The 21,451-nt window shown below is 69.7% G+C and carries 25 protein-coding genes and 1 pseudogene; 16 read left to right on the top strand and 10 right to left on the bottom strand.

Annotated features, from left to right (window positions below; all coding sequences use genetic code 11):
* The first annotated feature begins 12 nt into the window (after positions 1–12).
* On the top strand, positions 13–1,143 hold the full coding sequence (locus ACLJO0_RS07865) for a methyltransferase domain-containing protein (protein ID WP_410577239.1): 1,131 nt from the start codon (positions 13–15) through the stop codon (positions 1,141–1,143).
* Here the strand turns inward: ACLJO0_RS07865 and ACLJO0_RS07860 are convergent.
* Genes ACLJO0_RS07860 through ACLJO0_RS07850 form a run of 3 tightly spaced genes read right to left on the bottom strand, consistent with a single transcriptional unit; the run spans position 1,108 to position 2,543 of the window.
* On the bottom strand, positions 1,108–1,764 hold the full coding sequence (locus ACLJO0_RS07860) for an AAA family ATPase (protein WP_410577237.1): 657 nt from the start codon (positions 1,762–1,764) through the stop codon (positions 1,108–1,110). The two genes, ACLJO0_RS07865 and ACLJO0_RS07860, sit on opposite strands and share 36 nt — an antisense overlap.
* 2 nt (positions 1,765–1,766) lie before the next feature.
* Complete coding sequence (locus tag ACLJO0_RS07855; protein WP_410577236.1) at positions 1,767–2,141, bottom strand: zf-TFIIB domain-containing protein; 375 nt, start codon at positions 2,139–2,141, stop codon at positions 1,767–1,769.
* Positions 2,142–2,174: 33 nt separating this feature from the next.
* Positions 2,175–2,543 carry a VOC family protein gene (locus ACLJO0_RS07850; protein WP_410577234.1) on the bottom strand — a complete coding sequence of 123 codons (369 nt, stop codon included), beginning with the start codon at positions 2,541–2,543 and terminating at the stop codon, positions 2,175–2,177.
* A gap of 60 nt (positions 2,544–2,603) precedes the next feature.
* Between ACLJO0_RS07850 and ACLJO0_RS07845 the strand changes: the two genes are divergently transcribed.
* Positions 2,604–3,104, top strand: coding sequence for a CGNR zinc finger domain-containing protein (locus ACLJO0_RS07845; RefSeq protein ID WP_410577232.1), 501 nt, complete (start codon positions 2,604–2,606; stop codon positions 3,102–3,104).
* Between the two features lie 225 nt (positions 3,105–3,329).
* Here ACLJO0_RS07845 and ACLJO0_RS07840 read toward each other — a convergent pair whose 3' ends face one another.
* Positions 3,330–4,628 (bottom strand): DUF445 domain-containing protein, encoded by a 1,299-nt coding sequence (locus ACLJO0_RS07840; protein ID WP_410577230.1) that lies wholly within the window; start codon positions 4,626–4,628, stop codon positions 3,330–3,332.
* Between the two features lie 29 nt (positions 4,629–4,657).
* On the opposite strand from ACLJO0_RS07840, the gene ACLJO0_RS07835 reads away from it, so the two are divergent.
* Positions 4,658–5,821, top strand: a complete 1,164-nt coding sequence (locus ACLJO0_RS07835; RefSeq protein WP_410577229.1) for a pyridoxal phosphate-dependent aminotransferase — start codon at positions 4,658–4,660, stop codon at positions 5,819–5,821.
* Between the two features lie 12 nt (positions 5,822–5,833).
* Here the strand turns inward: ACLJO0_RS07835 and ACLJO0_RS07830 are convergent, their stop codons facing one another.
* Positions 5,834–6,307, bottom strand: coding sequence for an RNA polymerase sigma factor (locus ACLJO0_RS07830; RefSeq protein ID WP_410577227.1), 474 nt, complete (start codon positions 6,305–6,307; stop codon positions 5,834–5,836).
* Positions 6,308–6,683: 376 nt separating this feature from the next.
* Here ACLJO0_RS07830 and ACLJO0_RS07825 point away from each other — a divergent pair, with 376 nt between their 5' ends.
* The gene (locus tag ACLJO0_RS07825) at positions 6,684–7,760 is read left to right on the top strand and encodes a hypothetical protein (protein WP_410577226.1); all 1,077 of its coding nucleotides are present in this window, start codon (positions 6,684–6,686) and stop codon (positions 7,758–7,760) included.
* Positions 7,761–8,294: 534 nt separating this feature from the next.
* On the opposite strand, the gene ACLJO0_RS07820 is transcribed toward ACLJO0_RS07825, so the two are convergent.
* On the bottom strand, positions 8,295–9,749 hold the full coding sequence (locus ACLJO0_RS07820) for a PLP-dependent aminotransferase family protein (protein WP_410577224.1): 1,455 nt from the start codon (positions 9,747–9,749) through the stop codon (positions 8,295–8,297).
* Between the two features lie 61 nt (positions 9,750–9,810).
* Here ACLJO0_RS07820 and ACLJO0_RS07815 point away from each other — a divergent pair, with 61 nt between their 5' ends.
* Positions 9,811–10,446, top strand: coding sequence for a YczE/YyaS/YitT family protein (locus ACLJO0_RS07815; RefSeq protein WP_410577222.1), 636 nt, complete (start codon positions 9,811–9,813; stop codon positions 10,444–10,446).
* Positions 10,447–10,489: 43 nt separating this feature from the next.
* On the opposite strand, the gene ACLJO0_RS07810 is transcribed toward ACLJO0_RS07815, so the two are convergent.
* Positions 10,490–11,014 carry a Clp protease N-terminal domain-containing protein gene (locus ACLJO0_RS07810; protein ID WP_410577220.1) on the bottom strand — a complete coding sequence of 175 codons (525 nt, stop codon included), beginning with the start codon at positions 11,012–11,014 and terminating at the stop codon, positions 10,490–10,492.
* Positions 11,014–11,223, bottom strand: a complete 210-nt coding sequence (locus tag ACLJO0_RS07805) for a sigma factor-like helix-turn-helix DNA-binding protein (protein WP_004559389.1) — start codon at positions 11,221–11,223, stop codon at positions 11,014–11,016. Before ACLJO0_RS07805 ends, ACLJO0_RS07810 begins: the two co-directional genes overlap by 1 nt.
* Positions 11,224–11,285: 62 nt before the next feature.
* Here ACLJO0_RS07805 and ACLJO0_RS07800 point away from each other — a divergent pair, with 62 nt between their 5' ends.
* Both ACLJO0_RS07800 and ACLJO0_RS07795 read left to right on the top strand, forming a co-directional pair.
* Positions 11,286–12,059 carry a protein phosphatase 2C domain-containing protein gene (locus tag ACLJO0_RS07800; RefSeq protein WP_410577218.1) on the top strand — a complete coding sequence of 258 codons (774 nt, stop codon included), beginning with the start codon at positions 11,286–11,288 and terminating at the stop codon, positions 12,057–12,059.
* A 53-nt stretch (positions 12,060–12,112) separates the two neighbouring features.
* Positions 12,113–12,664, top strand: a pseudogene (locus ACLJO0_RS07795) (DUF998 domain-containing protein); the annotation flags it as partial.
* A gap of 78 nt (positions 12,665–12,742) precedes the next feature.
* Here ACLJO0_RS07795 and ACLJO0_RS07790 read toward each other — a convergent pair.
* On the bottom strand, positions 12,743–13,747 hold the full coding sequence (locus tag ACLJO0_RS07790) for a D-cysteine desulfhydrase family protein (protein WP_410577217.1): 1,005 nt from the start codon (positions 13,745–13,747) through the stop codon (positions 12,743–12,745).
* Positions 13,748–13,821: 74 nt separating this feature from the next.
* Here ACLJO0_RS07790 and ACLJO0_RS07785 point away from each other — a divergent pair, with 74 nt between their 5' ends.
* From ACLJO0_RS07785 to ACLJO0_RS07755, 7 genes are all read left to right on the top strand, one after another.
* A complete protein-coding gene (locus ACLJO0_RS07785) occupies positions 13,822–15,204 on the top strand; it encodes an amidase (RefSeq protein WP_410577215.1) in 1,383 nt (460 codons plus the stop codon).
* On the top strand, positions 15,201–15,749 hold the full coding sequence (locus tag ACLJO0_RS07780; RefSeq protein ID WP_410578197.1) for a TetR/AcrR family transcriptional regulator: 549 nt from the start codon (positions 15,201–15,203) through the stop codon (positions 15,747–15,749). The genes ACLJO0_RS07785 and ACLJO0_RS07780 overlap by 4 nt, the downstream gene beginning before the upstream one ends.
* Entirely contained in the window at positions 15,746–16,600 is an 855-nt protein-coding gene (locus ACLJO0_RS07775; RefSeq protein ID WP_410577214.1) for an oxygenase MpaB family protein, read from the top strand. Before ACLJO0_RS07780 ends, ACLJO0_RS07775 begins: the two co-directional genes overlap by 4 nt.
* Before the next feature lie 98 nt (positions 16,601–16,698).
* The gene (locus ACLJO0_RS07770; RefSeq protein WP_410577212.1) at positions 16,699–18,147 is read left to right on the top strand and encodes a hypothetical protein; all 1,449 of its coding nucleotides are present in this window, start codon (positions 16,699–16,701) and stop codon (positions 18,145–18,147) included.
* A complete protein-coding gene (locus ACLJO0_RS07765; RefSeq protein ID WP_125790270.1) occupies positions 18,144–18,551 on the top strand; it encodes a FixH family protein in 408 nt (135 codons plus the stop codon). Before ACLJO0_RS07770 ends, ACLJO0_RS07765 begins: the two co-directional genes overlap by 4 nt.
* 20 nt (positions 18,552–18,571) lie before the next feature.
* Positions 18,572–19,705, top strand: coding sequence for a hypothetical protein (locus ACLJO0_RS07760; protein ID WP_410577210.1), 1,134 nt, complete (start codon positions 18,572–18,574; stop codon positions 19,703–19,705).
* Positions 19,698–20,246 carry a hypothetical protein gene (locus ACLJO0_RS07755; RefSeq protein ID WP_410577208.1) on the top strand — a complete coding sequence of 183 codons (549 nt, stop codon included), beginning with the start codon at positions 19,698–19,700 and terminating at the stop codon, positions 20,244–20,246. The genes ACLJO0_RS07760 and ACLJO0_RS07755 overlap by 8 nt, the downstream gene beginning before the upstream one ends.
* A gap of 58 nt (positions 20,247–20,304) precedes the next feature.
* On the opposite strand, the gene ACLJO0_RS07750 is transcribed toward ACLJO0_RS07755, so the two are convergent.
* Positions 20,305–20,559, bottom strand: a complete 255-nt coding sequence (locus ACLJO0_RS07750) for a DUF397 domain-containing protein (protein WP_396554733.1) — start codon at positions 20,557–20,559, stop codon at positions 20,305–20,307.
* A gap of 350 nt (positions 20,560–20,909) precedes the next feature.
* Between ACLJO0_RS07750 and ACLJO0_RS07745 the strand changes: the two genes are divergently transcribed.
* Together ACLJO0_RS07745 and ACLJO0_RS07740 are read left to right on the top strand one after the other, a co-directional pair.
* Positions 20,910–21,182 (top strand): hypothetical protein, encoded by a 273-nt coding sequence (locus ACLJO0_RS07745; RefSeq protein ID WP_125790274.1) that lies wholly within the window; start codon positions 20,910–20,912, stop codon positions 21,180–21,182.
* Positions 21,183–21,187: 5 nt separating this feature from the next.
* Positions 21,188–21,451 carry a hypothetical protein gene (locus tag ACLJO0_RS07740; RefSeq protein WP_199748636.1) on the top strand — a complete coding sequence of 88 codons (264 nt, stop codon included), beginning with the start codon at positions 21,188–21,190 and terminating at the stop codon, positions 21,449–21,451.

The following is a 21,451-nucleotide window of genomic DNA, read 5'->3' as shown; positions in this document are numbered from 1 at the left end:
TACCGTGGAGGGATGTCGAACGCGACGCGGCTGCGGCGGCGCCTCGTCGAGCGTCTGCTCGCCGAGGGCGTGCTGCACGACGCGCACTGGATGTCCGCGTTCCGCTCCGTGCCGAGACACGTCTTCCTGCCGCGGATCTTCGTCCCGGCGTCGAACGGCTGGGCCGCGATGGAGCACGGCGACGAGGGGTGGCTGCGCCGCGTCTACTCCCCCGACGTGCTGGTCGTCCAACTCGACGACGACTCCGGGCTCTGGGAACGGGCGCGCTATCTCGGCGCGCAGCCGGGAACGCCGACGAGTTCGTCCAGCCAGCCGTCGATCATGGCGATCATGCTCGAAGAGCTCCGGGTCGCCGACGGGCACCGCGTCCTCGAGATCGGCACGGGCACCGGCTACAACGCCGCCCTGCTGTGCCATCGGCTCGGTTCCGGGCTCGTGTACACAGTGGACATCGATCCCGAGCTGGTCGAAGCCGCGCGCAAGCGGCTCTCGGAGGTCGGGTTCGCGCCCTCGTGCGCCGCGGCCGACGGTGCCGAGGGTTTCCCGGCGGGCGTCCTCTACGACCGGGTGCTGTGCACGTGCTCGGTGTCGTCGATCCCGCCCGCGTGGCTGGAGCAGACGGTGCCCGGTGGACTGATCGTCACCACGCTGAACCGGCCGATCGGCGGCGGGCTCGTCCGGATCGTCGCCGGTGAAGGCGCGACGGGACAAGGACGGGTGCTCGCCCGCGACGGCCGCTTCATGCCGCTGCGCGCGCACCGCTTCAAGCCGTCGAAGGCGCTCGAAGGCGACGTCGCTTGGCGGCCGACGCGACTGCCGATGGGAGCGATCACCGAGGTCCGCAGCCGCTTCGAGTTCTTCGCCGGGCTCCAGCTTCCGGGCGTGACGGCCGCACGAGAAGGCCAGAGCACCACCCTGCTCCACCCGGATGGCTCATGGATGCGGCATCGGCAGAGGGGCAGCGAGTTCGAAGTGGCCGAAGGCGGCCCGCGACGGCTGTGGGAGATCGTCGAGAGCGCGTACGAGGAATGGCGCGAACTCGGCGAGCCTGGGCGGGACCGGTTCGGGCTCAGCCTCGACGGCGAAGACCAGGTGATCTGGCTGGATTCACCCGATGGCCGCAGTTGGCCGTTGCGCCCCTGAAAGCAGGCCACGCACCCACGTCTCGACGTGGTCGACGGCGTCGTCCACCGGAAGGCTGGTGGTGTCGAACAGTTCGACCGGCGGAGTCATCGAGGGTGCTTCCGCTTGCAGCCACTCGTTGAACTCCAGCATCTCCTCGACCCGCTCCTCGTCCCACTCGCGCCAGGCGGGCCGCGCGAGCAAACGCTTGCGCAGCGCGTCGGGCTCGCTGACGAGCGCCAAGTAGTGGATGTCGGAGAAGAAGACGCGCTCGGGCAGCCGCTCGAACTCGGGCGGCGCGACGGTGCCGCAGAGCACGACCGGCCGTCCGTTCTGGTGCAGCATCGCCGCCATCCGCAACCAGGTCGAGCGGAACGCGGGATGGCCGGGGACGTCGTCGCGCAGCGCCCCCGTCCACAGCACGTCCTGCTCGACCACGAGCGCGAGATCGCCGAGCCGCTCCGCCAGCCGCGGCCCGACCGTCGACTTGCCGGCGCCACTCGGCCCGGTCAGCGCGAAGAGCGGAAGCCGCCGGAACGGCCACCGGTGCGCGCACACCGCGCACACCAGCAGCCCGCTCTCGACTTGTGGCCGTTCGGCGCGATCACCGCAGGCCGGGCAGATCTTGAGATCGAGGACCACGGTCAGTCGAAGAGACCCTCGAGGAAGCCGCCCTTACGACGCTTGTGGCCGTACCCGTGCGGCGAGTCGGCGTGGCCGCGGTAGCCCTTGGGCGAGTCCGCGTAACCACCGCCGCGGTACCCCTTCGGCGAATCGGCATACCCGCCCCGGTGCGGGCGCGGGGAGTCCGGACGGCCGTAGTGCGGCGCGGGCGCGTGGCCACCTCCCTGATACGGCGGAGGGGGCTGGTGCCCGCCGTAGTACGAGTTCTCGGCACCGGCGATGGCCTCCAGCTCGCCCCTGTCCAGGAAGATGCCGCGGCATCCCTGGCACTGGTCGATGTGGACACCGTTCTTGTCGACGGTCTTCATGGCGTTCTGGCACTTCGGACAAATCACGTATCAGAGATTACGCATTTTTCGCGTCCGAGGTCAGCAGGCGCACAGACAAAACGGGTGTCCGGCCGGATCCGCGTACACCCGGAAGGTCTCCGGGGCGTCGTCGAGCAGCTTCGCGCCGATCTTCAGCGCGCGCTCGTGCCCGGCTTCCATGTCCGTGACGTCGAGGTCGAGGTGCGCCTGCTGCGGGTTCTCCGCGGACGGCCACTCCGGCGGCCGGTAGTCCGGCACGCGCTGGAACGAGAGCCGCGCGCCGCCTTCCGGATTCCGCAGAGTCACCCAATGGCCGTCATCCGCGACTTCGGCGGGCTCCCAGCCGAGCAGCTCGCGGTAGAACTCCGCCAGCGCGACCGGATCAGGGCAGTCGAGGGCCACCGCGCCAAAGGTCGGTACCGCACCCATGGGTCAGCCTCCTGAATGATCGAGTAACCAGTGAACCGAGTATGCGGGTTATCGGAGCCGATGACAACAGGTGCCGCCCGTACACTGGGCGGGGTGAACACCGACGCGTCCCTGGTGGTCGAGTTTCTGAACACGGTGAACGTCGAACGCGGCACCGACCTCCTGGACGATCTGGAGTCCTGGCAACGCTGGGCCAGGGATCACCGGCTGCGAGCGGATACCCCCGCGGCCGCGCGCGAAACCCGGGACGCGCTGCGCGCCGCGATCGGCGACCCGAGACTGCCCCGGCTCGGCCTGCGCGCGCCGGCGGAGATCATCCTCGGCCAGGAAGGCCCGCTCCTCGTCGCGGAAACGGTCACCGAGGCCGTGATGGCGGCGTCGACCCGGCTGACCGTGCTCGGCGAATGGATCCGGCTCAAGATCTGCCCGGCGGACGACTGCCTGTGGGCCTTCTACGACGAATCACGCAACCGGTCCAGGACGTGGTGCTCGATGCGGGCCTGCGGGAACCGGGAGAAGGCGCGGGCCTGGCGGGCACGGACCGCGGACGTCTCGACCTGAGGCCCTGACCGCGCAATTAGTCACCTACTTGCGTGATCAGCCGGCTGATCACGCGTGCCCGCCGCGACCACAACTTCTGGGGTCACCCACCCCCGACTTACCCCCAGGGGTTGTGCACACCGTTAGGCCAAAAACGTGAAAAGCTGTGGATAACCCTGGGGATGACTCCACTTCCTGTGGACAACTCGCGGTAAGGCTTCCGGAGTGTGGTATACGCGCCGCCACTCAGAAGAGCAGCTGCGCGACCGCGTAGATGACGAGTCCGGCGAGCGCGCCGACCACCGTGCCGTTGATCCGGATGAACTGCAGATCCCGGCCGACCTGGAGCTCGATCTTGCGCGAGGTCTCCTCGGCGTCCCAGCGCTCCACGGTGTCGGTGATGATCGTGGTGATCTCCTGCGAGTAGTGGGTGACCAGGTAAGCCGCCGCACCCTCCACCCAGGTGTCCACTTTGGACCGGATGTGGTCGTCGGAGACCAGCCGCCCGCCGAGGGACTCGAGACCGGTGCGCACCCGGCGCCGCAGCTCGCTCGACGGATCCTCCGCCGCGTTGAGCAGCATCTCCTTCGCCGTCGCCCACGCCGAGCCGATCAGCTTCTGCACCTCGTCATGCCCCAGCATCTGGGATTTGACCTGTTCGGCGCGCGCCATCACCTCGGGATTGGTCTGCAGGTCGAGGGCGAATTCGCCGAGGAACTTGTCCAGCGCCAGCCGCATGGGGTGGTTGACGTCGGTCTTCACCGCCCAGACGAAGGACAGCACCTCGCCGTAGACCTTGTCCGCGAGCATCTCGTCGACGAACTTCGGCGACCAGCTCGGCGCCCGGTCCGAGACCACGCGCAGCATCGTCGAGTGGTTGTCCCGCACCCACTCGTAGCCGCGGTCGCACATCAGGTCCACCAGCTTGTGGTGCGCCCCGTCGGCGAACACGCCTGCCAGGATCTTGCCGAGCGGCGGGCCCCACGGCTTGTCCACGATCCGCTTGACCACGGCCTGTTCCATGATCGCCTGGACGTCTTCGTCTCGAAGCACCTTGACCGCGGCCCGGACGACGGTGGCCAGTTCGGACGTCACCCGCTCCGCGTTGGCGGGCTGCGAAAGCCAGCCGCCGAGCCGCTTCGAGACCTCGATCCGGCTCAGCTTCTCGCGGACCACGGACTCGGACAGGAAGTTCGAGCCGACGAAGTCACCGAGGCTGCTGCCCAGCGCGTCCTTCTTGCTCGGGATGATCGCGGTGTGCGGGATCTTGATCCCCAGCGGATGCCGGAACAGCGCCGTCACCGCGAACCAGTCGGCGAGCGCGCCGACCATCCCGGCTTCGGCGGCCGCGCGGACGTAGCCGACCCAGCCCGGCCAGCCCGCGGCCTCGGCCCAGCTGGTCAACAGGAAGATCACCGTCGCACCGAGCAGGAACGACAGCGCGACCATCTTCATCTTGCGCAGGCCACGCGCCTTTTCCTCCTCAGCGGCGGTTCCACCGGGCGGATCGGCTGGGGTCACCTTGGCGGGCGTCAGTTGCTCCACACCGCCATTGTCCGTGAGGATGGCTGATCGTGCGCGAACCTGTCCTCGTACCCCGCCTCCAGCCCTTCACCTCGACCATCTTCGCGGAGATGACGGCACTGGCCGTCCGCCACGAAGCCGTCAACCTCGGCCAGGGTTTTCCCGACACCGACGGGCCCGCCGGAATGCTCGAAGCCGCCAAGAACGCGCTGTTCGGCGGCGCGAACCAGTATCCGCCGGGTCCGGGGCGTCCCGAGCTGCGCGCGGCGATCGCGCGGCACCGGCTGCGGTACGGCACCGCGTACGACCCCGACACGGAGATCCTGGTCACCGCCGGCGCCACCGAGGCCATCGCGGCGTCGTTGATCGCACTGACCCAGGCGGGTGACGAGGTCATCGTCATCGAGCCGTACTACGACTCGTACGCGGCCGCGGTCGCCATGGCGGGCGCGGAGCGGCGTGTCGTCGGCCTGGTGGAACGCGACGGCCGGTTCGCGCTGGACATCGAGGGCCTGCGCGCCGCGGTGACCGACCGGACCAGGGCGATCCTGATCAACTCACCGCACAACCCGACCGGCACGGTGTTCACGCGCGCCGAACTGGAAGCCGTCGCCGCGCTCTGCGTGACGCACGACCTGATCGCGATCACCGACGAGGTGTACGAGCACCTGGTCTTCGACGACGCCGAGCACCTGCCGCTGGCGACCCTGCCCGGCATGCGCGAACGGACCGTCTCGATCTCCAGCGCGGGCAAGACGTTCAACTGCACCGGCTGGAAGATCGGCTGGGTCTGCGCGAGCCCCGAACTGGTGGCGGCGGTGAAAGCGGCGAAGCAGTTCATCACCTTCGTCTCGGGCGGGCCGCTCCAGCCGGCCGTGGCCCACGCGCTGGACCACGAACTGCCGTGGGCCGAAGACCTGCGCACGAGCCTCCAGGACAAACGAGACCGGCTCGCGGCGGGCCTCGCGGACGCCGGGTTCGCGGTCCGGCCGACCGCCGGGACGTATTTCGTCTGCGTCGACGTCCGCCCGCTCGGTTTCGAAGACGCCGCCGAACTGGCCTGGGAGCTCCCCGAACGGGTGGGCGTGGCGGCCGTGCCCGTAAAGGTGTTCACCGATCACCCGGAAGAGTGGAAACACCTGCTGCGTTTCGCGTTCTGCAAACGCAACGAGGTCATCGACGAAGCGGTCACCCGTTTGCGCAAACTCCGGTGACTCGTCCGATGTTCACGCCCAGCCGCCTTTTTCGAGCACCCGCCTGAGCCGGTCGAGACACCGTCTTCGCAGCCTGCCCACACTGGCCGGGCTGATGCCCAGTTCCCCGGCGATCTGGGCGTAGGACAGCTCCGGCCGGTGCGCGAGCAGGCGGATCAGCCGCCGATGCGAGTCCGGCAGCCGATCGACCGCCGTCCAGAGCGCGCGGTCGCGTTCGGCTCGGATGACCTCGGTCTCCGGGGTCGTCTCCGCATCGGGGAGCGGACGCGGTGTTTCGCGCCTGTTCCTGGTGATCATCCGGAGCGCACGGCGTCGCGCGGTGGTCGTCAGCCAAGCTCCGAGCTTCGCTTCGTCCCGTAGCGCGCCAGGTGCGCGAAGCAGTTCCAGCCAGGCGTCCTGACAGACGTCCCTGGCATCGGCTTCGCTCAAGCGATAGGTCTTCAGCGCCTTGAACATCGCCCCCGACACCGCGTTCACGTCCCACATCCCGGACTCCCCCCTCCCGGCGGCTTGCGTTCGCCGCGCCGATCACCGAACGCGACTTCGACGGCACGCACCGCAGCAGGGATCCGGCTCGAGGCTGGAAAACATCAGGTCACCGAGGATTTGAGTAGTTCCACCCGTCCCCGGATGGCCGCCCGGCACATACCGAGAGTGATCAACTTCGGTACTCCGGGTACCGGAGCCGGTTGCGTCGTTCCGCCTAACGGGCTGGATCGGCGGCGGCTGAGGTGAAACACTCCCCTCCGGTGCTAAAACTGGTGCAGCCCCGGGGGAACTGCGACCTGACCGGAAGAGACCCCAAGCAAGATCGAACTCACGCGGACAACGTGGGTTTCAGGCGCGGACGGTGGTGATTGCTGTGAATGGTCCGGCAGTCGTGCACCGTCGCGGCCTCAGTGCACCGAAAACCGGCGCGCGAATCCTTTTCGCGGGCGGGCTCGCGCTCTCCGGCTGGATCCTCGGCGCCGTCCTGAGCGCCCCGGCCTCGGCCGACGAGCAGACTCCCGTGACGCCGGAGACCTCCGTTGTCCAGCCTTCGGACGAAGCCGGATCCGGGAAAACGACTACTCCCAAGGAGTCCACTTCGGACTCCACCGAGAGCGAGACTCCGAAACCCGCTGAGACCACCGAAACCCCGAAGGATGAGCCCGCTCCTGTTGTGAACGAGGAGCCTGAGGCCGCTGTCGAGGAAGAGAGCACCAGTTCCGTCGAGAAGACCTCTTCTCCGGAGCCTGTGGCGAAGACCGCGAAGTCGTCCAACGGTTTGCTGGGCGGCCTCATCGGCGGCGTGCTGAACGTCGTCACGAACACGGTCGGCGGCGTCGTCGAAACCGTCGGCGGGGTCGTCGGCGGAATCGGCGACCAGGTCGTCGCGCCGATCCTCACGCCGAATCCGTGCTGCGGCGGGGGCGGCCCGGTGATCCTGCCGGGCACCGGCGACACGCTCGACCCCGTTTTCGGCGGCGGATCCGGTGAGTCGGCGAGTGGCTCGGTCAGCATCACCGTCCCGGCCAAGGCCGCCACGGTGAACACGCCCACGCCCACGCCGAACACCCCGGCGCCGAGTCCGTCCGCTCCCGCCGAGGCACCCGTTCCGGCGACGGCGGCCCAGAACCACCGCGTCACCCTGCCGGTCCGGGTCAAGTCCGACGCCCAGCCCGCTCCCGGCGCGCCCGCCGAATCCGACACGCACGCGTCCCCCGACGGCGGCGGCTCCGGCGGCGGCGGTGGCCTGCCGAACACCCCGGTGGCCCCGATCGCGCCCACGACGACCGCTCAGCCCGGGCACGACAACACCGGTGGCGGCCGCGGGCCGCTCGCCGTGCTCGACGCCGGAATCCCCGCCACGCAGCTGAAACTCCTCGGAACGGGCTGCGACCACGAGGGCGAGCGCACCGGCAGGGAAGCCGCGCTTCCCGCCACCTCCCCCGACTGACCTGACCGGGTCACCGGGGAGAAGTACGTCCAAACCAAGATCAACTTCGGTTTTCGACGTCCGTTGACTCCTCTGGCACAAGCCGCTTTCGCCTGCCCCTCTTTCAGGCAACCCCTTTGTCTTTCCGAACGGCCGACCGCGCCCGGCCGGTTCGGATCCCGGCCCCGGCGCCGCGCTGCCCCTGCGGCGCCGGGACCAGCACCGGGTGGACTTCGGGGGCTTCTGCTCACCGCGCCGAGCAGGAGCCGGCCAAGCTCGAAGTCCGCCTGAACCGCGGGCGGTTCCCGGCACGTCGAGGGGCTGTGCCGGGTAACCGCCGCGGTGCCCGTCCCGGGGTTTCGACCTCGGGGCGGGCCGGATAGCCGGTGCGCTGGTCGTGCGGCGCCGATGCCCTCCCTGGAGCATCGGCCGCCCCGCCGGCGCACCGGCTATTTCCGTTTCCGCCCCCTTCCCCGCAATTCGTCACCTACTTGCGGCATTCGACTCGCGCTGGTCACTCACGAAACACGCAAGTAGGTGACGAATTGCGGGGGGTCAGGTGACCTGGACGGCCACCGGGGCGACTGTCGTGGGTGTCGCGGCCACCGAAGCGGCGGCCGCGCCCAACCGCCGTACGGCCTCGAAAAGCCTCTCGGCCGGAAGCGCGTACGGAAGCCGCAGCCAGCGCTCCAGTCCACCGTGGACACCGAACCGCGAGCCCGGCGCCACCTGCACCCCGTGCCCTGCCGCCGCGACGGCCAGCCGCGTGCTCATCGGCTCCGGCAGACGGCACCACAGCGAAAGCCCGCCGGGCGGCACGGTGAACGTCCAGTCCGGGCAGTACCAGTTCAGCGCGCCGGTCAGCGCGTCGCGCAGGGCCAGCGTCTCCTGACGGCGGTGCGCCAGCGCGGACCCGCCGTCGTCGAGCAGTTCGGCGAGGACGAGCTGCTCGAAAACCGGGGACCCCAGGTCGACGGCGAACCGCGCCGCGATCAGCCTTCCGATGACGTCCTCGGAAGCGCGGATCCAGCCAAGCCGCAGACCCGCCCAATGCGACTTGGACGCGGAGCCGATCGTGATGCCGAGATCGCCCGCGAACGCGCCCAGCGGCGGCGGCCCGTCGACCGGATCGCCTTCGAGGTCCAGCTCGACCAGTGTCTCGTCGATGATCGCCGGGGTCCGCGCGCGGCTCAGCGCGGCCGCGAGCCGCTCCCGGCCGACGGCGTCCAGGCGCAGGCCGGTCGGATTCTGGAAGTCCGCGACGAAGTACGCGAGCCTCGGCGCGGACTGCCGCAGCGCGGCCTCGATCCCGACGATGTCCCAGCCGGTGACCGGGTCCAGCGGCACCGGGACCGGGATGGCGTGCGCGGCGCCGATGGCCTCCAGCGAGTTCGGGTACGTCGGCTGCTCGACCAGCACCCGGTCGCCGGGACCGGCCAGCATGCGCAGGACCTGCACGAACGCGTGATGCGCACCGTTGGTGACCATCACCTGATCGGCGTTCGTCGGCAGCCCGCGTTCGGTGTAGCGCCGGGCGATCCGCTCACGCAGGATCCGCAGGCCGCGGACGTGATAGCCGCTCTCGCCGAGGTGGTCCACGAGCGCCTTCCGCGCGGCGTCCACCGCGGGCACCAGGCCGGGAATGGCAGGCGGACAGGCTTGAGCGAGGTCGATCAGGTCCTCGCCGGTCGGCAGGATCGGGTCCCGGCCGCGGCCGCCGGGCGACGCGATCCAGGAACCGGCGCCGCGACGGCTGGAGACCAGGCCGTCGGCCCGCAGTTTGTCCAGCGCGGCCCCGATCAGCGTGCGGCTGACCTCCAGCGCGTCGGCGAGCTCGCGTTCGGCCGGGAGTCTGGTGCCGAGCGGGAGCCTGCCGTCGAGGACCAGCAGCTCGACAGCGGCCGCGAGATCCGCCGCACCGTGTCGAGAACCACTCTGCCGCCAGTTCCCCAGCAAAACGGCCAATTTCGCACCCGAAACGCGTCCAGTCAGCGGGATCAGCGGTTCCATAAGGCCAATTGTTCCAGATTGGCCATGGTCAAGGTAGCCACTTACCCCCGATGGTGCACTCGTGGCACTGAAACTCGATCTCCGACCCGTCGGCATCTCCCAAGACACCACCCGCCGCTCGATCCAGCTCGTCGCCGGGCTCGTCCTCTACGGCGGCAGCATGGCCATGCTGACCAGGTCAGGACTCGGCCTCGACCCGTGGGACGTGCTCCACGAAGGCCTGATGAAGATCACCGGCCTGTCGTTCGGCACGGTCACCGCGATCGCGTCGGTCCTGGTGCTCCTGCTGTGGATCCCGCTCCGGCAGCGGCCCGGCATCGGCACCGTCGCCAACATCGTGGTCATCTCGCTCACCGTCGACTTCGTGCGGCTCTTCCTGCCCGACCAGGACGTGCTCGGCTGGCAGCTCCTCAACCTGGTCGCCGGTGTCGTGCTCAACGGTCTCGGCGCCGCGGTCTACGTCGGCGCGCGGCTCGGCCCCGGCCCCCGCGACGGTCTGATGACCGGACTGTCGGCCCGGACGGGCAAGTCGATCCGCCTCGTCCGGACCCTCATCGAGATCACCGTTCTCGCCGCGGGCTGGCTGCTCGGCGGCACCGTCGGCGTCGGCACCGTTCTCTACGCGCTCGCCATCGGACCGCTGACGCAGGCGTTCCTGCCGTACGTCATCTGGCGGGAACGCTCTTCGGCGTCCTGAAGGGGCCCCTTCAGGTCACCGGGCGACCCCGGTGACCCAGGGCTCAGCTGGCCTCCCGCTGCTCAAGCAGGCGCCGGACGGCAAGGTAGTCGATGCCCCGCTGCGCGAGGACGTCGGCGGCCGGACCCGGGACGGCGGTCATCGCAAGCAGGAGATGCTCGCCTTCGATGCGTTTGCTGCCGACGTCGATGGCTTCGCGAAGGCTCTTCTCCAGCACCTTCTTCGCCTCCGGCGTGAACGGCCGATGGCCGCGCCCGGTACGGCGGCCGCCGGTCAGCGCGCCGGGGCCGTGGGTCTGCTCGACCCGCTCGACGATGTGCTCGACGTCGATGCCGAAGCCGCTCAGTGCTTCGACGTCGGCGTCGCTCATCCCGCCCCGGCGGCGTACTCGCCGGAGGTCGTCGGCGAGTTCGTCCGCCGGGCAGCCCAGTGCGGTGAGCACACCGGTGTGCCGGGCGAGGGACGTCAGCAGGTGCAGTGGGTCGACGTTCCCGGACACCTCGTCCGACGCGACGCGCTGGGCTCCGACGACGACTTCGCGGGCTTCGGTGGTGAAGCGTTCGAACATCAGTGCCTCCCGTACTTCTTGTGCACCGCTTGCCTGCTGACCCCCAGCTCGGCCGCGATCTCCTGCCAGGACCAGCCGTGCACCCGCGCGCTGCGGACCTGCACGGCCTCGAGTTGTTCCAACAGCCGGCGCAAGGCGGCGACGGCGCGCAATCCCACGCGGGGATCGCGGTCACCGGCTCGCGCGGCCAGATCTGTCGCTTCGGTCATAATGTCAACCTACGTTGACATCGCCCCCATGTCAACTTCGGTTGACAGTTAGGGTCGGGGACATGCCCCAGATCTCAGTGGCGGGAAGGGACGGGATAGGCGCGGACGGAGCGACGCGCCCGACCGAAGACCATGTCGCCGTACTCGGTAACGCCGTGGTGGTGCTCGACGGGGCGACCGCGCCGCGGCCGGATGTGCCGTCCGGCGGCTGGTACGCGAGCCTGCTCGTGCACAGCCTGTCGCGGGCTTTGAGCGCGGAACCCCAGGCGGATCTCGCGGTGCTCCTCGCCGAGTCGATAGCCGACGTCGCACGTCGTGAAGGCCTCGCACCGGGGCGGTCGCCGTCGAGCACGGTCGCGATCGCACGTTGGACGGACGACACCGTCGACGGACTGGTGCTCGCCGACAGTCCGATCGTCGCCTTCGGTCCTTCGGGCGCCGATCCGCTCACTGACGACAGGCTGGTCTCGCTGCGCGAAGACGGCCAGCTCCGCACAGGCGCCGACGTCCGCGCGAAACGCAACGCGCCGGACGGCTTCTGGGTCGCCGAAGCGGAACCGAAGGCGGCCGCCGAAGCCGTACGCCGCAGTTGGCCGCGCTCGGAGGTCGACGCCCTGCTCCTGGCGACGGACGGCGTCGCGATCGGTGTCGACGAGTACGAACTGTTCGACTGGCCGGAAGTGCTCGACATCAGCAGGCAGCGTGGTCCGGACGCCGTCCTCGACGCGGTGCGCACGGCGGAGAAACAGGACCCGGACGGCGAGCGCTGGCCCCGTGCGAAAAGGCACGATGACCAGCTACTGGTACTGGTCGACTTCGGGGTAGCCCCAGGGTAAAACCGGGGGCTTCCCGGATCGGAAAACCGCGCCGGCGCGAGCACGCTGAACGCATGACGTTCCCTGGGGAGAGATCGCGGACCAAGCCCTGGCTGATCGCGTCGGGCGCGGCCATCGGCTGGGCACTGTTCACCATGGTCGTGCTCCATCTGATCAGCTCACGCGATCCGGTGTTCGACACGCTGTCCAGTTACGCCTACGTCGACCGCGGCACCGGCATGCTCGGCGCCAGCGTGCTCTCCCTGTCGATCGGCTCGCTCACCGCGCTCGGCGCGCTGGCTGCGGCCGGGATCACGCTCAGCCGCACCACGAAACTGCTGTTCGTGCTGTGGTCGCTCGGGCTGGCGGCGGCCGCGATCTTCCCGGCGAGCTACCCCGAATTCCCGGATCCGGTCAGCGGCGAGATCCACCTGTACGCGTGCCTCGTCGCGTTCCTCAGCCTGCCCGCCGCCGGATTCACCCTGCGCGACAACCTGCGCGGCACGCCGGCGGCCAAGCTGGTCGGCCGCCTGGCGTGGGGCAGCGCGGCGGGGCTGATCGTCTTCGGGCTCAGTTTCATCTTCGTGCGCCTGTCCGACATCCCGTTCTTCAAGACGCTGACCGACATCGCGCCGGTCGGTGTCATGCAGCGGGTTTCGCTGGTGGCGCACGTGGTCCTGATCGCCGGGATGCTGAAGGTCGCGTCAGCGGCGCACCGCGTCGGCGAATTCGGGAGCGTAACCGTAGAGGCCGGGCAAACCGCCCGTGTGCAGGAAGACCACGTGCTCGTCGGCCGCGAAATGGCCTTCGGCGGCCCAGTCGATCAGCGCGGCGCCCACTTTGCCGGTGTACACGGGATCGAGCGCGATCCCTTCCGTGCGACCGAAAAGCCGCACCGCGTCCCAGGTGCCGCCGGTCGGGATGCCGTAGCCGGGGCCGATCGTGCGGTCGTCGATATGCAGGCCGTCGAGTGACGGCGGTTCGGTCCCCAGCAGTACCGACGCCGAGATGGTGAGATCCGCCAGATTGTCGAGGGCCTCGTCGACCGGATGGCTGACGCAGGCGATGTCCAGCGTCAGCCAGTCGAGGTCCGCCGTTCCGACGATGAGCCCGGCGGAGGTCCCGCCGCTGGCGTGCGGGGCGACCAGCCGCGCCTTGGTGATGCCCAGCCCGGCGAGCTGCCCGGCGATCTCCCGCGCGGCCGCCACGTAGCCGAGCGCACCGACGCCGTCGGAACCGCCGACCGGGAACGTGGCCACCTCGCGGCCCTCGGCCGCGGCCTCGGTGATCAGCCGCTCGTAGGTCCTTCCGGTCTCCTCGCCGTCGCGGCAGATGTGCACGTTCGCGCCGAAGAGATGGTCGAGGGACACGTTGCCGGACCGTTCGTACGCGTCGCCGTCGCGAGGGACCTTCGCGGTGAGCACGAGCTCGCACCGCAATCCCAGCTTCGCGCAGGCCGCGGCGGTCTGGCGGCCGTGGTTGGTCTGAAGCGCGCCGAAGGTGATCACCGTGTCGACGCCGTTCTCGATCGCCGCGCCGAGCAGGAACTCGAGTTTGCGCAGTTTGTTGCCGCCGACGCCGAGTGGATGCACGTCGTCCCGTTTGAGCAGCAGGTTCGGCAGGCCGATGGCCTCGCCCAGCCGGGGTGCCGGATGCAGCGGCGTCGGGTAGCCGCCGAGGTCGACGCGGGGGAAGCGATCGAGGTTCATGAAAGTCACGTAACCACATCGAACTTGCCCGGTGGTATCGTTCGTTTGAACGAACGAGACGTGCAGGGGGAGCCATGACCACTTCGAAACCGAGCCTCGCGTTCACCGGCCTGGCTGAACAGGCTTCGATGCTCGCCGCCGGAGTCACGACGTCAGTCGAGCTCACGCGCTTGGCGCTCGAAAAGGCCGAAGCCAGTCAGCCGGTTCTCAACGCCTTCAAATGCCTTCGCCCCGAAGAGGCCCTTCGCGAGGCCGAGGAGGCGGATCGGAGGCTCGCCGCCGGCGAAACCGCTCCCCTGCTCGGCGTCCCCACCGCGATCAAGGACGACCTCGACGTCACCGGGCTGCCCACGGCGTTCGGCTGCGAAGGCGACTTCTCCGTCGCGACGGCGGACTCGCCGCCCGTCGCCGCGCTTCGCCGGGCGGGCGCGGTGCTGATCGGGAAGACCAACACCCCGGAACTCGGCCAGTGGCCGTTCACCGAAGGCCCGGCGTTCGGCGCGACCCGCAATCCGTGGGACACCGAACGCACCCCGGGCGGTTCCTCCGGCGGCGCGGCGGCGGCCATCGCGTCGGGGGTGATCGCCGCCGCGCTGGGTTCCGACGGGGCCGGGTCGATCCGGATCCCGGCCGCGTGGACCGACCTGGTCGGGATCAAACCGCAGCGCGGCCGTGTCCCGGCCGAACGCGAACTCTTCCACGGCCTGACCGTGGTCGGCCCGCTCGCGCGCACCGTCGCCGACGCGGCCCTGCTGCTCGACGTCGCCGCCGGCACCGGCACCGCGTTCCAGTCGGCCGCCCGCCGCGAACCGGGCCGGATGCGGATCGGGCTGTCCACACGGATCCCTTTCACCGCGACGAAAACCCGGCTCGGACCGCAGGCGCACGCGGCCGTCGTCCGGCTCGCGGAGCGGTTCGCCGAACTCGGCCACGAGATCGTCGAGATCGAACCCGACTACCGGCTGATCGGCCTCACCTTCCTGCCGCGTTCGCTCGTCGGCGTGCGCGACTGGGCCCGTCGCGTCCCGGATCAGGCGCGGCTCGACTCGCGCACCCGCGCCAACGCCCGGCAGGGCTCGGCGCTGGCCGGGCCGGCGTTGAGCCTCGCTCGCGCCGCGGAACCGTTGCTGCAACGGCAGATCGGCTCGGTGTTCGGCCGGGTGGACGTCGTCCTCACGCCGACCACCGCGACGCCGCCACCGCGGATCGGCGCCTTCGACAAGCTCAGCGGCTGGCAGACCGACCAGGCCATGATCGCGGCGTGCCCCTACGCTTGGCCGTGGAACGTGCTGGGCTGGCCGGGCGTCAACGTCCCCGCCGGGCTGAGCCCCGAAGGCCTGCCGCTCGGCGGGCAGCTGCTCGGCCCCTCGCACGCCGAGGAACGGCTGATTTCGCTGGCCGCGCAACTGGAAGAGGTCGAACGGTGGCAGGACCGCAAACCCGAGACCGCTTGGTGAACACCCGCGAGACCATTCTCCACGCCGCGCTCAAGGTGGTCGGGGAACAGGGCGTCGGCGGGCTGACCAACCGCCGGATCGCGACCGCGGCCGGTGTCTCGCTCGGCACGCTGACCTACCACTTCCCCAGCCAGACCGCGTTGCTGCGCGAGGCGATGCTGCTGTTCGCCGAAGAAGAGACCACGAAACTGACCGGCTTCGTCGACGCCTACCGCGAACAGGGATTGAGTGTCGAGCAGGCCGCGTCGGTGGTCGAGCAGGTCATCGCGCAGCTTCCGTTCGGCACCGACGAACTCGGCGCGCACGAGCTGTATCTCCAGGCCGCGCGCGACCCTGGGCTCCAGGACGCGGCCTCGCGGTGCTTCGCCGCCTACGACGAGCTGGCGCTGGTGATCCTGCGGACACTCGGCGTGCCGTCCCCGGAACGGCTGACCGGTCCTGTCGTCGCGCTGATCGCCGGACTCCAGTTGCGCAGGCTGGCCACGGGTGACGACGGCGTCGCGGTGGCGCAGTCGTTGATGATGCTCATCCGCGGCGCGCCATGACCGGGCCGCCGATCGTCAAGGGGACGGCGGCGTGGAAGTACTTCGGCGACTTCCGGGCCGGGTTGCTGGCGGGCCAGGTGCTGGTGCTGCAGGTGGCGCATCCGGTCGTCGCGGCCGGGGTGCGCGATCATTCCGACTACGTCGACGATCCGTGGACGCGGCTGATGCGCACGGCCGCTTCGCTGTCCATCTACATCTACGGCGGCCCCGAGGGCGCGCGATACGAGGCGGACCGGCTGCGCGCACTACACCGGTCGTTCACCGGTGTCGACGCCGAAGGCCGCCGGTACAGCGCGCTGAACCCGCACGCGTACGCCTGGGTGCACGCCACGCTCGTGATGGTTCCCGTTGACACACAACGGTTCTACGGCACCCCGATGACACCGTCCGAAGTGGACGAATACTACTCGCAGATGCGCGACGTCGGACGGCTCCTCGGCCTGCGCGAACAGGACCTGCCGCCGACTTGGCCGGAATTCGAGCGATATTACGCGGACATGATCGACGGCTTCGGCCCGAACGAGACGATTTCGACGCTGTTCGAAACGATCCGGACGGTGAAGAAACCGTGGCGATGGCTGCCCGACAAGCGCTGGGTGCGGCTGCGACGGTGGCAGTACCGAGGACAGATGTTCGTCATCCGAGGCACGCTGCCGCCCGCGCTGCGGGACCGTCTCGGTCTACAGTGGACAGCGCGGGACCAGCGCCGATTCGACCGGTTCCGCGCCGTAGTCCGGACCGTGGGCGGACTGGTGCCGGTGACGTTGCGGTCTTCGCTCGTCCGCCGGATCGGCAGGCTCAACGTGTGGTTCCGGGCGCATCCGCGCGCGTATCGTTTCCTGGGTGGCTGACCCCACCGGGGTAAGGGTCATGATCCCCTTCACGGGGGACCCCGGTTCACCCCGCGCCGTGACGCTTTCCCCTGCCGCCGCCGCTAACTTCAGCCGGGATGGGGAATTCACCGAGGGGGCGGCGCACGGCGCCGTTGGTCATCGCCCGCGTACTCTTGCTCTGCGCGCTGGCGTCCATGCTGCTGGGCGGCACCGCGCGGGCGGACGGCGTGTCGAGCGGCGCGGACGTCCAGGTCGCGCAGACGCTCGGCACCCGCGATCTCACGATCATCCTGCGGCGGATGGACATCGCGCCCGGGCCGCTGCACGTCGACGTCGTCACGCACACCGGAAGCGCGCCGGGAACGCTGAAACTGCGCGCGTCGACCGCGGGGACGACGTTCTCCGAAACCACCGTGCGACTGGACGGCCTGCCCGGCGCGCATTCCGCGCGGCTGCAGGTGGACCAGCCGGGACCGTGGGAGCTCGGCCTCGACGACGGGACGGACACCGCGTCGATCCCGTTCATCGTCCCGGCCAGGGTCATCCCACCGTGGGAGAAGGCCACTTTCGGCGGATTCGTCGCCGCGGGCGTGTTCCTGGTGCTCGGTCTGGTCGTCGCGATGCGCGTGCGCCGGCCGCAGCTCGCGCTGATCCCCGCCGGCGGGATGGTGGCCGCGCTCGCGGTCGCGATCACCGGTGCGATGCTCTCCGCGTCGACTCCGCCGCCGCCCGCGCCGGGCGCCGCGCTGGATCCGACGATCGACAACATCCAAGACCCGTACGCGAACGCGCAGATGTCCACTGTGGACTTCTCCCGGCCGCCGGTCAATCTGGCCGTGCGTTCCGCGAACGCGCGGTCGGGTGCCCTCGCCGAGGTCCGGCTCGCCATCGCCGACGGCGCGACCGGCCGTCCCGTCGACGACCTTTTGGTGCACGACAACGCCTTGGTCCATCTCGTCGTCATCTCGCCGACGGGCAGGCTCTGGCATCTGCATCCGGTGCGCGTCGGCCCCGGTGACTACCGGGTGAGGTTCACCCCGCCCGAGGCCGGGACCTACGCCGTCGCCGCGGAACTCGCCCGCCGAGGCGGTGGCGTGCAACTGGTCCGCTCGACACTGGCTGTCGCGACCGGAACGGACTCCCCCGCCGAACCCGTCCCCGCCGGCGCCGGGAAGCGGGTCGTGAACGGGAACCCGGTCGACATCGACGTCAAACCGGGTACGCCGACCACGATCATCGCGCGGTTCGGCCGCGCGGATCTCCAGCCGTGGCTGGGCATGCTCGGCCATCTGATCGTCGTCGGCCCGATCACCGACGACAGCCGGGTCGGCGCGGCTGCCGCTGCCGCGCCGACCTGGGCCCACGTGCACTCGATGATCCCGCAATCACCAGGGATGCCGGGAAAGCCGGACGAGACCGTCGCCGCGTACGGCCCCGACGTCCCGTTCACCTACACCTTCGCCGCACCCGGCAAGTACCGGATCTGGTTGCAGGCCGAGCGCGAGTACACGGTCTTGACCGTGCCCATGCAGATCGAGGTCCCGGCGGAAGGGGCACCGCAGTGATTTCCACAGTGGACAGACGCAAGCCCGTCCTGCTGATCTCCGTGGTCGCGGTGCTCGTGGTGGCGATCGTGGCCTGGCTGGTCTGGCCGAGCAGCGGCGGCGCACAGGTCCAGCGCTCGACACAGGGCCCGTACACCGTGCAGCTTTCAGTCGAAGATCCGCACCAGGGCGGGAATGTCTTCGCGCTGACCGTCACCGGCGCCACACCGGACGTCGTCACCCTCGAACCGGTGATGCCGCAGATGGGTCACGCGCTCGCCCCGTCGCCCGCGATCGCGGAGGCACCGGGGAGGTTCCGCACCGGCGACGTCCTGCTGCCGATGTCGGGGCAATGGGAGATCACCGTTTCACTGCGCGGGCCGTCCGGCGCCACGCAGCACGTTTTTCCTTTGCTGGTCAAGTAAGAGAGGGAGGTCGGGGGGTCATGGATCTCACCGCGGGAGGAGCGAGGGTCGCCTCGGTGGCACGAAGTGAACGCACCGGTCTCATACCGGCGGGCACGGTGCTGGCCGGATCGGTGATCTCGCTCGTCGGGCTGACCTGGGACATCCAGTGGCACGGCGACGTCGGCCCGGACACGTTCTTCACGATGCCGCATCTGTTCCTGTATTCGGGCAGCGCGATCTCCGGGCTCGCGAGCCTCGTGGTCGTGCTGATGACCACGGCCGCGCGCCGAGCGGGCCGTCCGGTCGACGCCCGTGCCGGCGGCCGGGCGATCAACGTCTTCGGCAAGGTCTTCGCCGCACCGGCGGGCTATCTGGTGACCGGGACCGGCGCGGCGATGTTCCTGCTGTACGGCCTGTGGGACCAGTGGTGGCATGGCCTGTACGGCTTCGACGCGGTGATCGACTCGCCGCCGCACATCGGGCTGCTGCTGTCGATCACGCTCAGCATCATCGGCACGGTCATGGTGTTCGCGGCCGCGCGGGAGCACCGCTGGGGCACCGTCGGCGTGGTCGGCAGCCTCGGCGTGCTGATCGCGTTCAGCACGGTGACCGTGCTGGGGCTGGAGCAGATCGACGTCGACGGGCTCGACGTCGTCTCCGTGGGTATCGCCCTGCTTTCGGTGCTGCTGGTCTCGGCGGGTGCCGGGTTCTGGGGGCGGCCCGGCGGCGCGATCCGGGTCGCCGCGGCGCTGGCGGTCATCCAGGCGATCACCTGGTGGTTCTCGCCGTGGGCCGCCGAGGCGTACGCGAGCGCCGTCGGCCTGCCGATGCGGGACTACATCGACGGTGTGCCCGCGATGCCTTCGATGATGCCGATGGCGTTGCTGCCGATCGCGGCCGTACTCGAAGCGGTGTACCTGCTTTCGCGGCGCGGCTGGTCCGCGGGCCGCGTTTCCGTGCTGGCGGGCGCGATCGGCGGTTTCCTGGTCGGCGCGAGCATGCCGATCCAGAACGCGATCGTTTACGGGGCCGACTCGGTCGGGTGGCCGATCGTGTTCGCGACGGCCGCCGCCGGCACGGTGTTCGGGCTGCTCGGCGGGTTCGCCGGGTGGCGGTTCGGCGGGATGCTGAGGCTGCTGGCCCCGGCGAAGGGGGACAACGCGCATGCGTAGGACACTGCTGGCCTTGGCGGCGGCGATCGGGTTGCTGTTCGCGACCACGCCCGCGGCGAACGCCTACGAACCGGTGAACATCGTCCACACCGAACGGGTGCAGGTCGGCCCGTACGGGATGACGGTCGGCTTCAGCACGTGGCCGTTGCGCGCCATGCAGTCGCTGGACTTCACGTTCATCCCGGACGACGGGATCGCCGGGAAGTCGGGGACGCTCGCGTTCGTCAATCCGGAGACCGGGCGGCTCAGCCGTCCGCAACCGCTGGCGAAGCATCCGCGGAAACTGGAGGTGTGGGGACTGGACATCCGTGCCCTGCAGACGGAGGGCTCGTGGACGTTCCGGTTCGAGATAGACGGGCCCGCCGGCAAGGGCTCGGGGGAACTCCGTGATCTCGCGGTGCTCGAACAGCCGGGGCCGCCGATGGCGGTGAGCTGGTCGATCAGCCTGATCCCGCTGATCGTGCTCGCCGTCCTGATCGCCATCGCCTGGAGGCGCACCAAGTCCAGGCTGCGCGGGAACGGGCTCCCCGCGACGGTGTGACTCGAAGTGACCGAAGATCGGATGGCTCGCGTGTCCCGACGGGCACGCGAGCCTTCCGTCAAGGGCTCAAATCGAACTGTCCGGCCTTGACCGCCTTCAGGAAGGCGTTCCACTCACCGGAATCGAAGACGAAGACAGGACTGTTGGCCAGTTTGGTGTCACGTACCCCCACCAGGCCTTCGTTGGCGAGGTTGACCTCGACACAGTTCCCCCCGTTGGGCTCGCTCGCGAAGGATTTCTCCCACGTGGCGTCGTCGAACAGCGACACGGCCGTGGTCGGATCGTAATCCGCCGCCGATGGATAATCGGCCATTGGTCGTACCTCCGAACGTCGGTCGGGGGTGCGGGTCGCGACCTGCGCGAACCGTCACGGCCCCAGCTTCTCCCTGCCTCAACGGGACTATCCCGCACGGCCAAGTGGGTGATCAACTCCGCCCACCCTCGACATGAAGATTATTCCAGGAGTAGGATTAATCGCAGCGGCCGGGGCTCGGTTGTTGGTGAATCGCTCGCAGCACGTACGGCTTTCGGCGGCAGACGCCACCGGGCGGCGTTCGACGGGAGTTCCACCGTTCCAGCAGGCCACGGACGGCAGGTGACCGGCAGGGGCACCACCCCGCGGCGCATGACCACCCACCGCCGACCTCGTGGGGGAGGATCAGCGTGATCATTCAGGACACCATGCCGGCGACGGTACTCGCCGTCGGCAGGCTCATGGCCGGAACAGCGGGCGAAAGCCGCCGCTCCGCACACCTTTTCGACTTGCACTCCAGGGGTTCGCACCCCGAGTTCCTGCACGCCCGTTGTGGCGCGGCGATGCCTTACGACCACTTGGAATGGCTCCCCGTCGGTTCGGGGATGCCCTGTGAGCGTTGTCTCGGCCTGGCCGGTTCGGCCGACCAGGCGCGGTTGCCGCGGCCGAGCCGGGGGGTGTGACCGCCATGGCCGTCCGCCTCACCACGCTCTTGTTCCGCCGTGAGGACGAACGTATGGCTTCGGTGAAGCACCACCACCGCACCATCGGGCTCGAACTGCGTCAGCGGTTCGGGTTCAGCCTCATCCAGGCCCCGTTGCGCAAGCAGCCGCCGTGGAACTCCGAGATCGATTCGCCCGGCGCGCACCGGGACCTGATCAGGACCGGCCGGCCGCTCGAAAGCCATTTCGAGCTGACACCCCTGATCGGGCATCTGACCGGCCGGGCCTGA

Source organism: Amycolatopsis sp. lyj-108 (genome assembly GCF_046549005.1).
In the GTDB taxonomy this organism is placed as follows: Bacteria; Actinomycetota; Actinomycetes; order Mycobacteriales; family Pseudonocardiaceae; genus Amycolatopsis.
Note: the sequence above shows the minus strand (reverse complement) of the source record. Positions and strands in the feature narration are given on the sequence as shown.

Bases quoted from the DNA above. Each gene is read 5' to 3' on its own strand.
- ACLJO0_RS07805 (WP_004559389.1), bottom strand. From the start codon at position 11,223: ATGACCGAAGCGACAGATCTGGCCGCGCGAGCCGGTGACCGCGATCCC.
- ACLJO0_RS07785 (WP_410577215.1), top strand. From the start codon at position 13,822: ATGACCACTTCGAAACCGAGCCTCGCGTTCACCGGCCTGGCTGAACAG.
- ACLJO0_RS07800 (WP_410577218.1), top strand. From the start codon at position 11,286: ATGCCCCAGATCTCAGTGGCGGGAAGGGACGGGATAGGCGCGGACGGA.
- ACLJO0_RS07740 (WP_199748636.1), top strand. From the start codon at position 21,188: ATGGCCGTCCGCCTCACCACGCTCTTGTTCCGCCGTGAGGACGAACGT.
- ACLJO0_RS07830 (WP_410577227.1), bottom strand. From the start codon at position 6,307: ATGTGGGACGTGAACGCGGTGTCGGGGGCGATGTTCAAGGCGCTGAAG.
- ACLJO0_RS07755 (WP_410577208.1), top strand. From the start codon at position 19,698: ATGCGTAGGACACTGCTGGCCTTGGCGGCGGCGATCGGGTTGCTGTTC.
- ACLJO0_RS07865 (WP_410577239.1), top strand. From the start codon at position 13: ATGTCGAACGCGACGCGGCTGCGGCGGCGCCTCGTCGAGCGTCTGCTC.
- ACLJO0_RS07820 (WP_410577224.1), bottom strand. From the start codon at position 9,749: ATGGAACCGCTGATCCCGCTGACTGGACGCGTTTCGGGTGCGAAATTG.
- ACLJO0_RS07845 (WP_410577232.1), top strand. From the start codon at position 2,604: ATGACAACAGGTGCCGCCCGTACACTGGGCGGGGTGAACACCGACGCG.
- ACLJO0_RS07750 (WP_396554733.1), bottom strand. From the start codon at position 20,559: ATGGCCGATTATCCATCGGCGGCGGATTACGATCCGACCACGGCCGTG.
- ACLJO0_RS07810 (WP_410577220.1), bottom strand. From the start codon at position 11,014: ATGTTCGAACGCTTCACCACCGAAGCCCGCGAAGTCGTCGTCGGAGCC.
- ACLJO0_RS07760 (WP_410577210.1), top strand. From the start codon at position 18,572: ATGGATCTCACCGCGGGAGGAGCGAGGGTCGCCTCGGTGGCACGAAGT.
- ACLJO0_RS07775 (WP_410577214.1), top strand. From the start codon at position 15,746: ATGACCGGGCCGCCGATCGTCAAGGGGACGGCGGCGTGGAAGTACTTC.
- ACLJO0_RS07850 (WP_410577234.1), bottom strand. From the start codon at position 2,543: ATGGGTGCGGTACCGACCTTTGGCGCGGTGGCCCTCGACTGCCCTGAT.
- ACLJO0_RS07770 (WP_410577212.1), top strand. From the start codon at position 16,699: ATGGGGAATTCACCGAGGGGGCGGCGCACGGCGCCGTTGGTCATCGCC.
- ACLJO0_RS07790 (WP_410577217.1), bottom strand. From the start codon at position 13,747: ATGAACCTCGATCGCTTCCCCCGCGTCGACCTCGGCGGCTACCCGACG.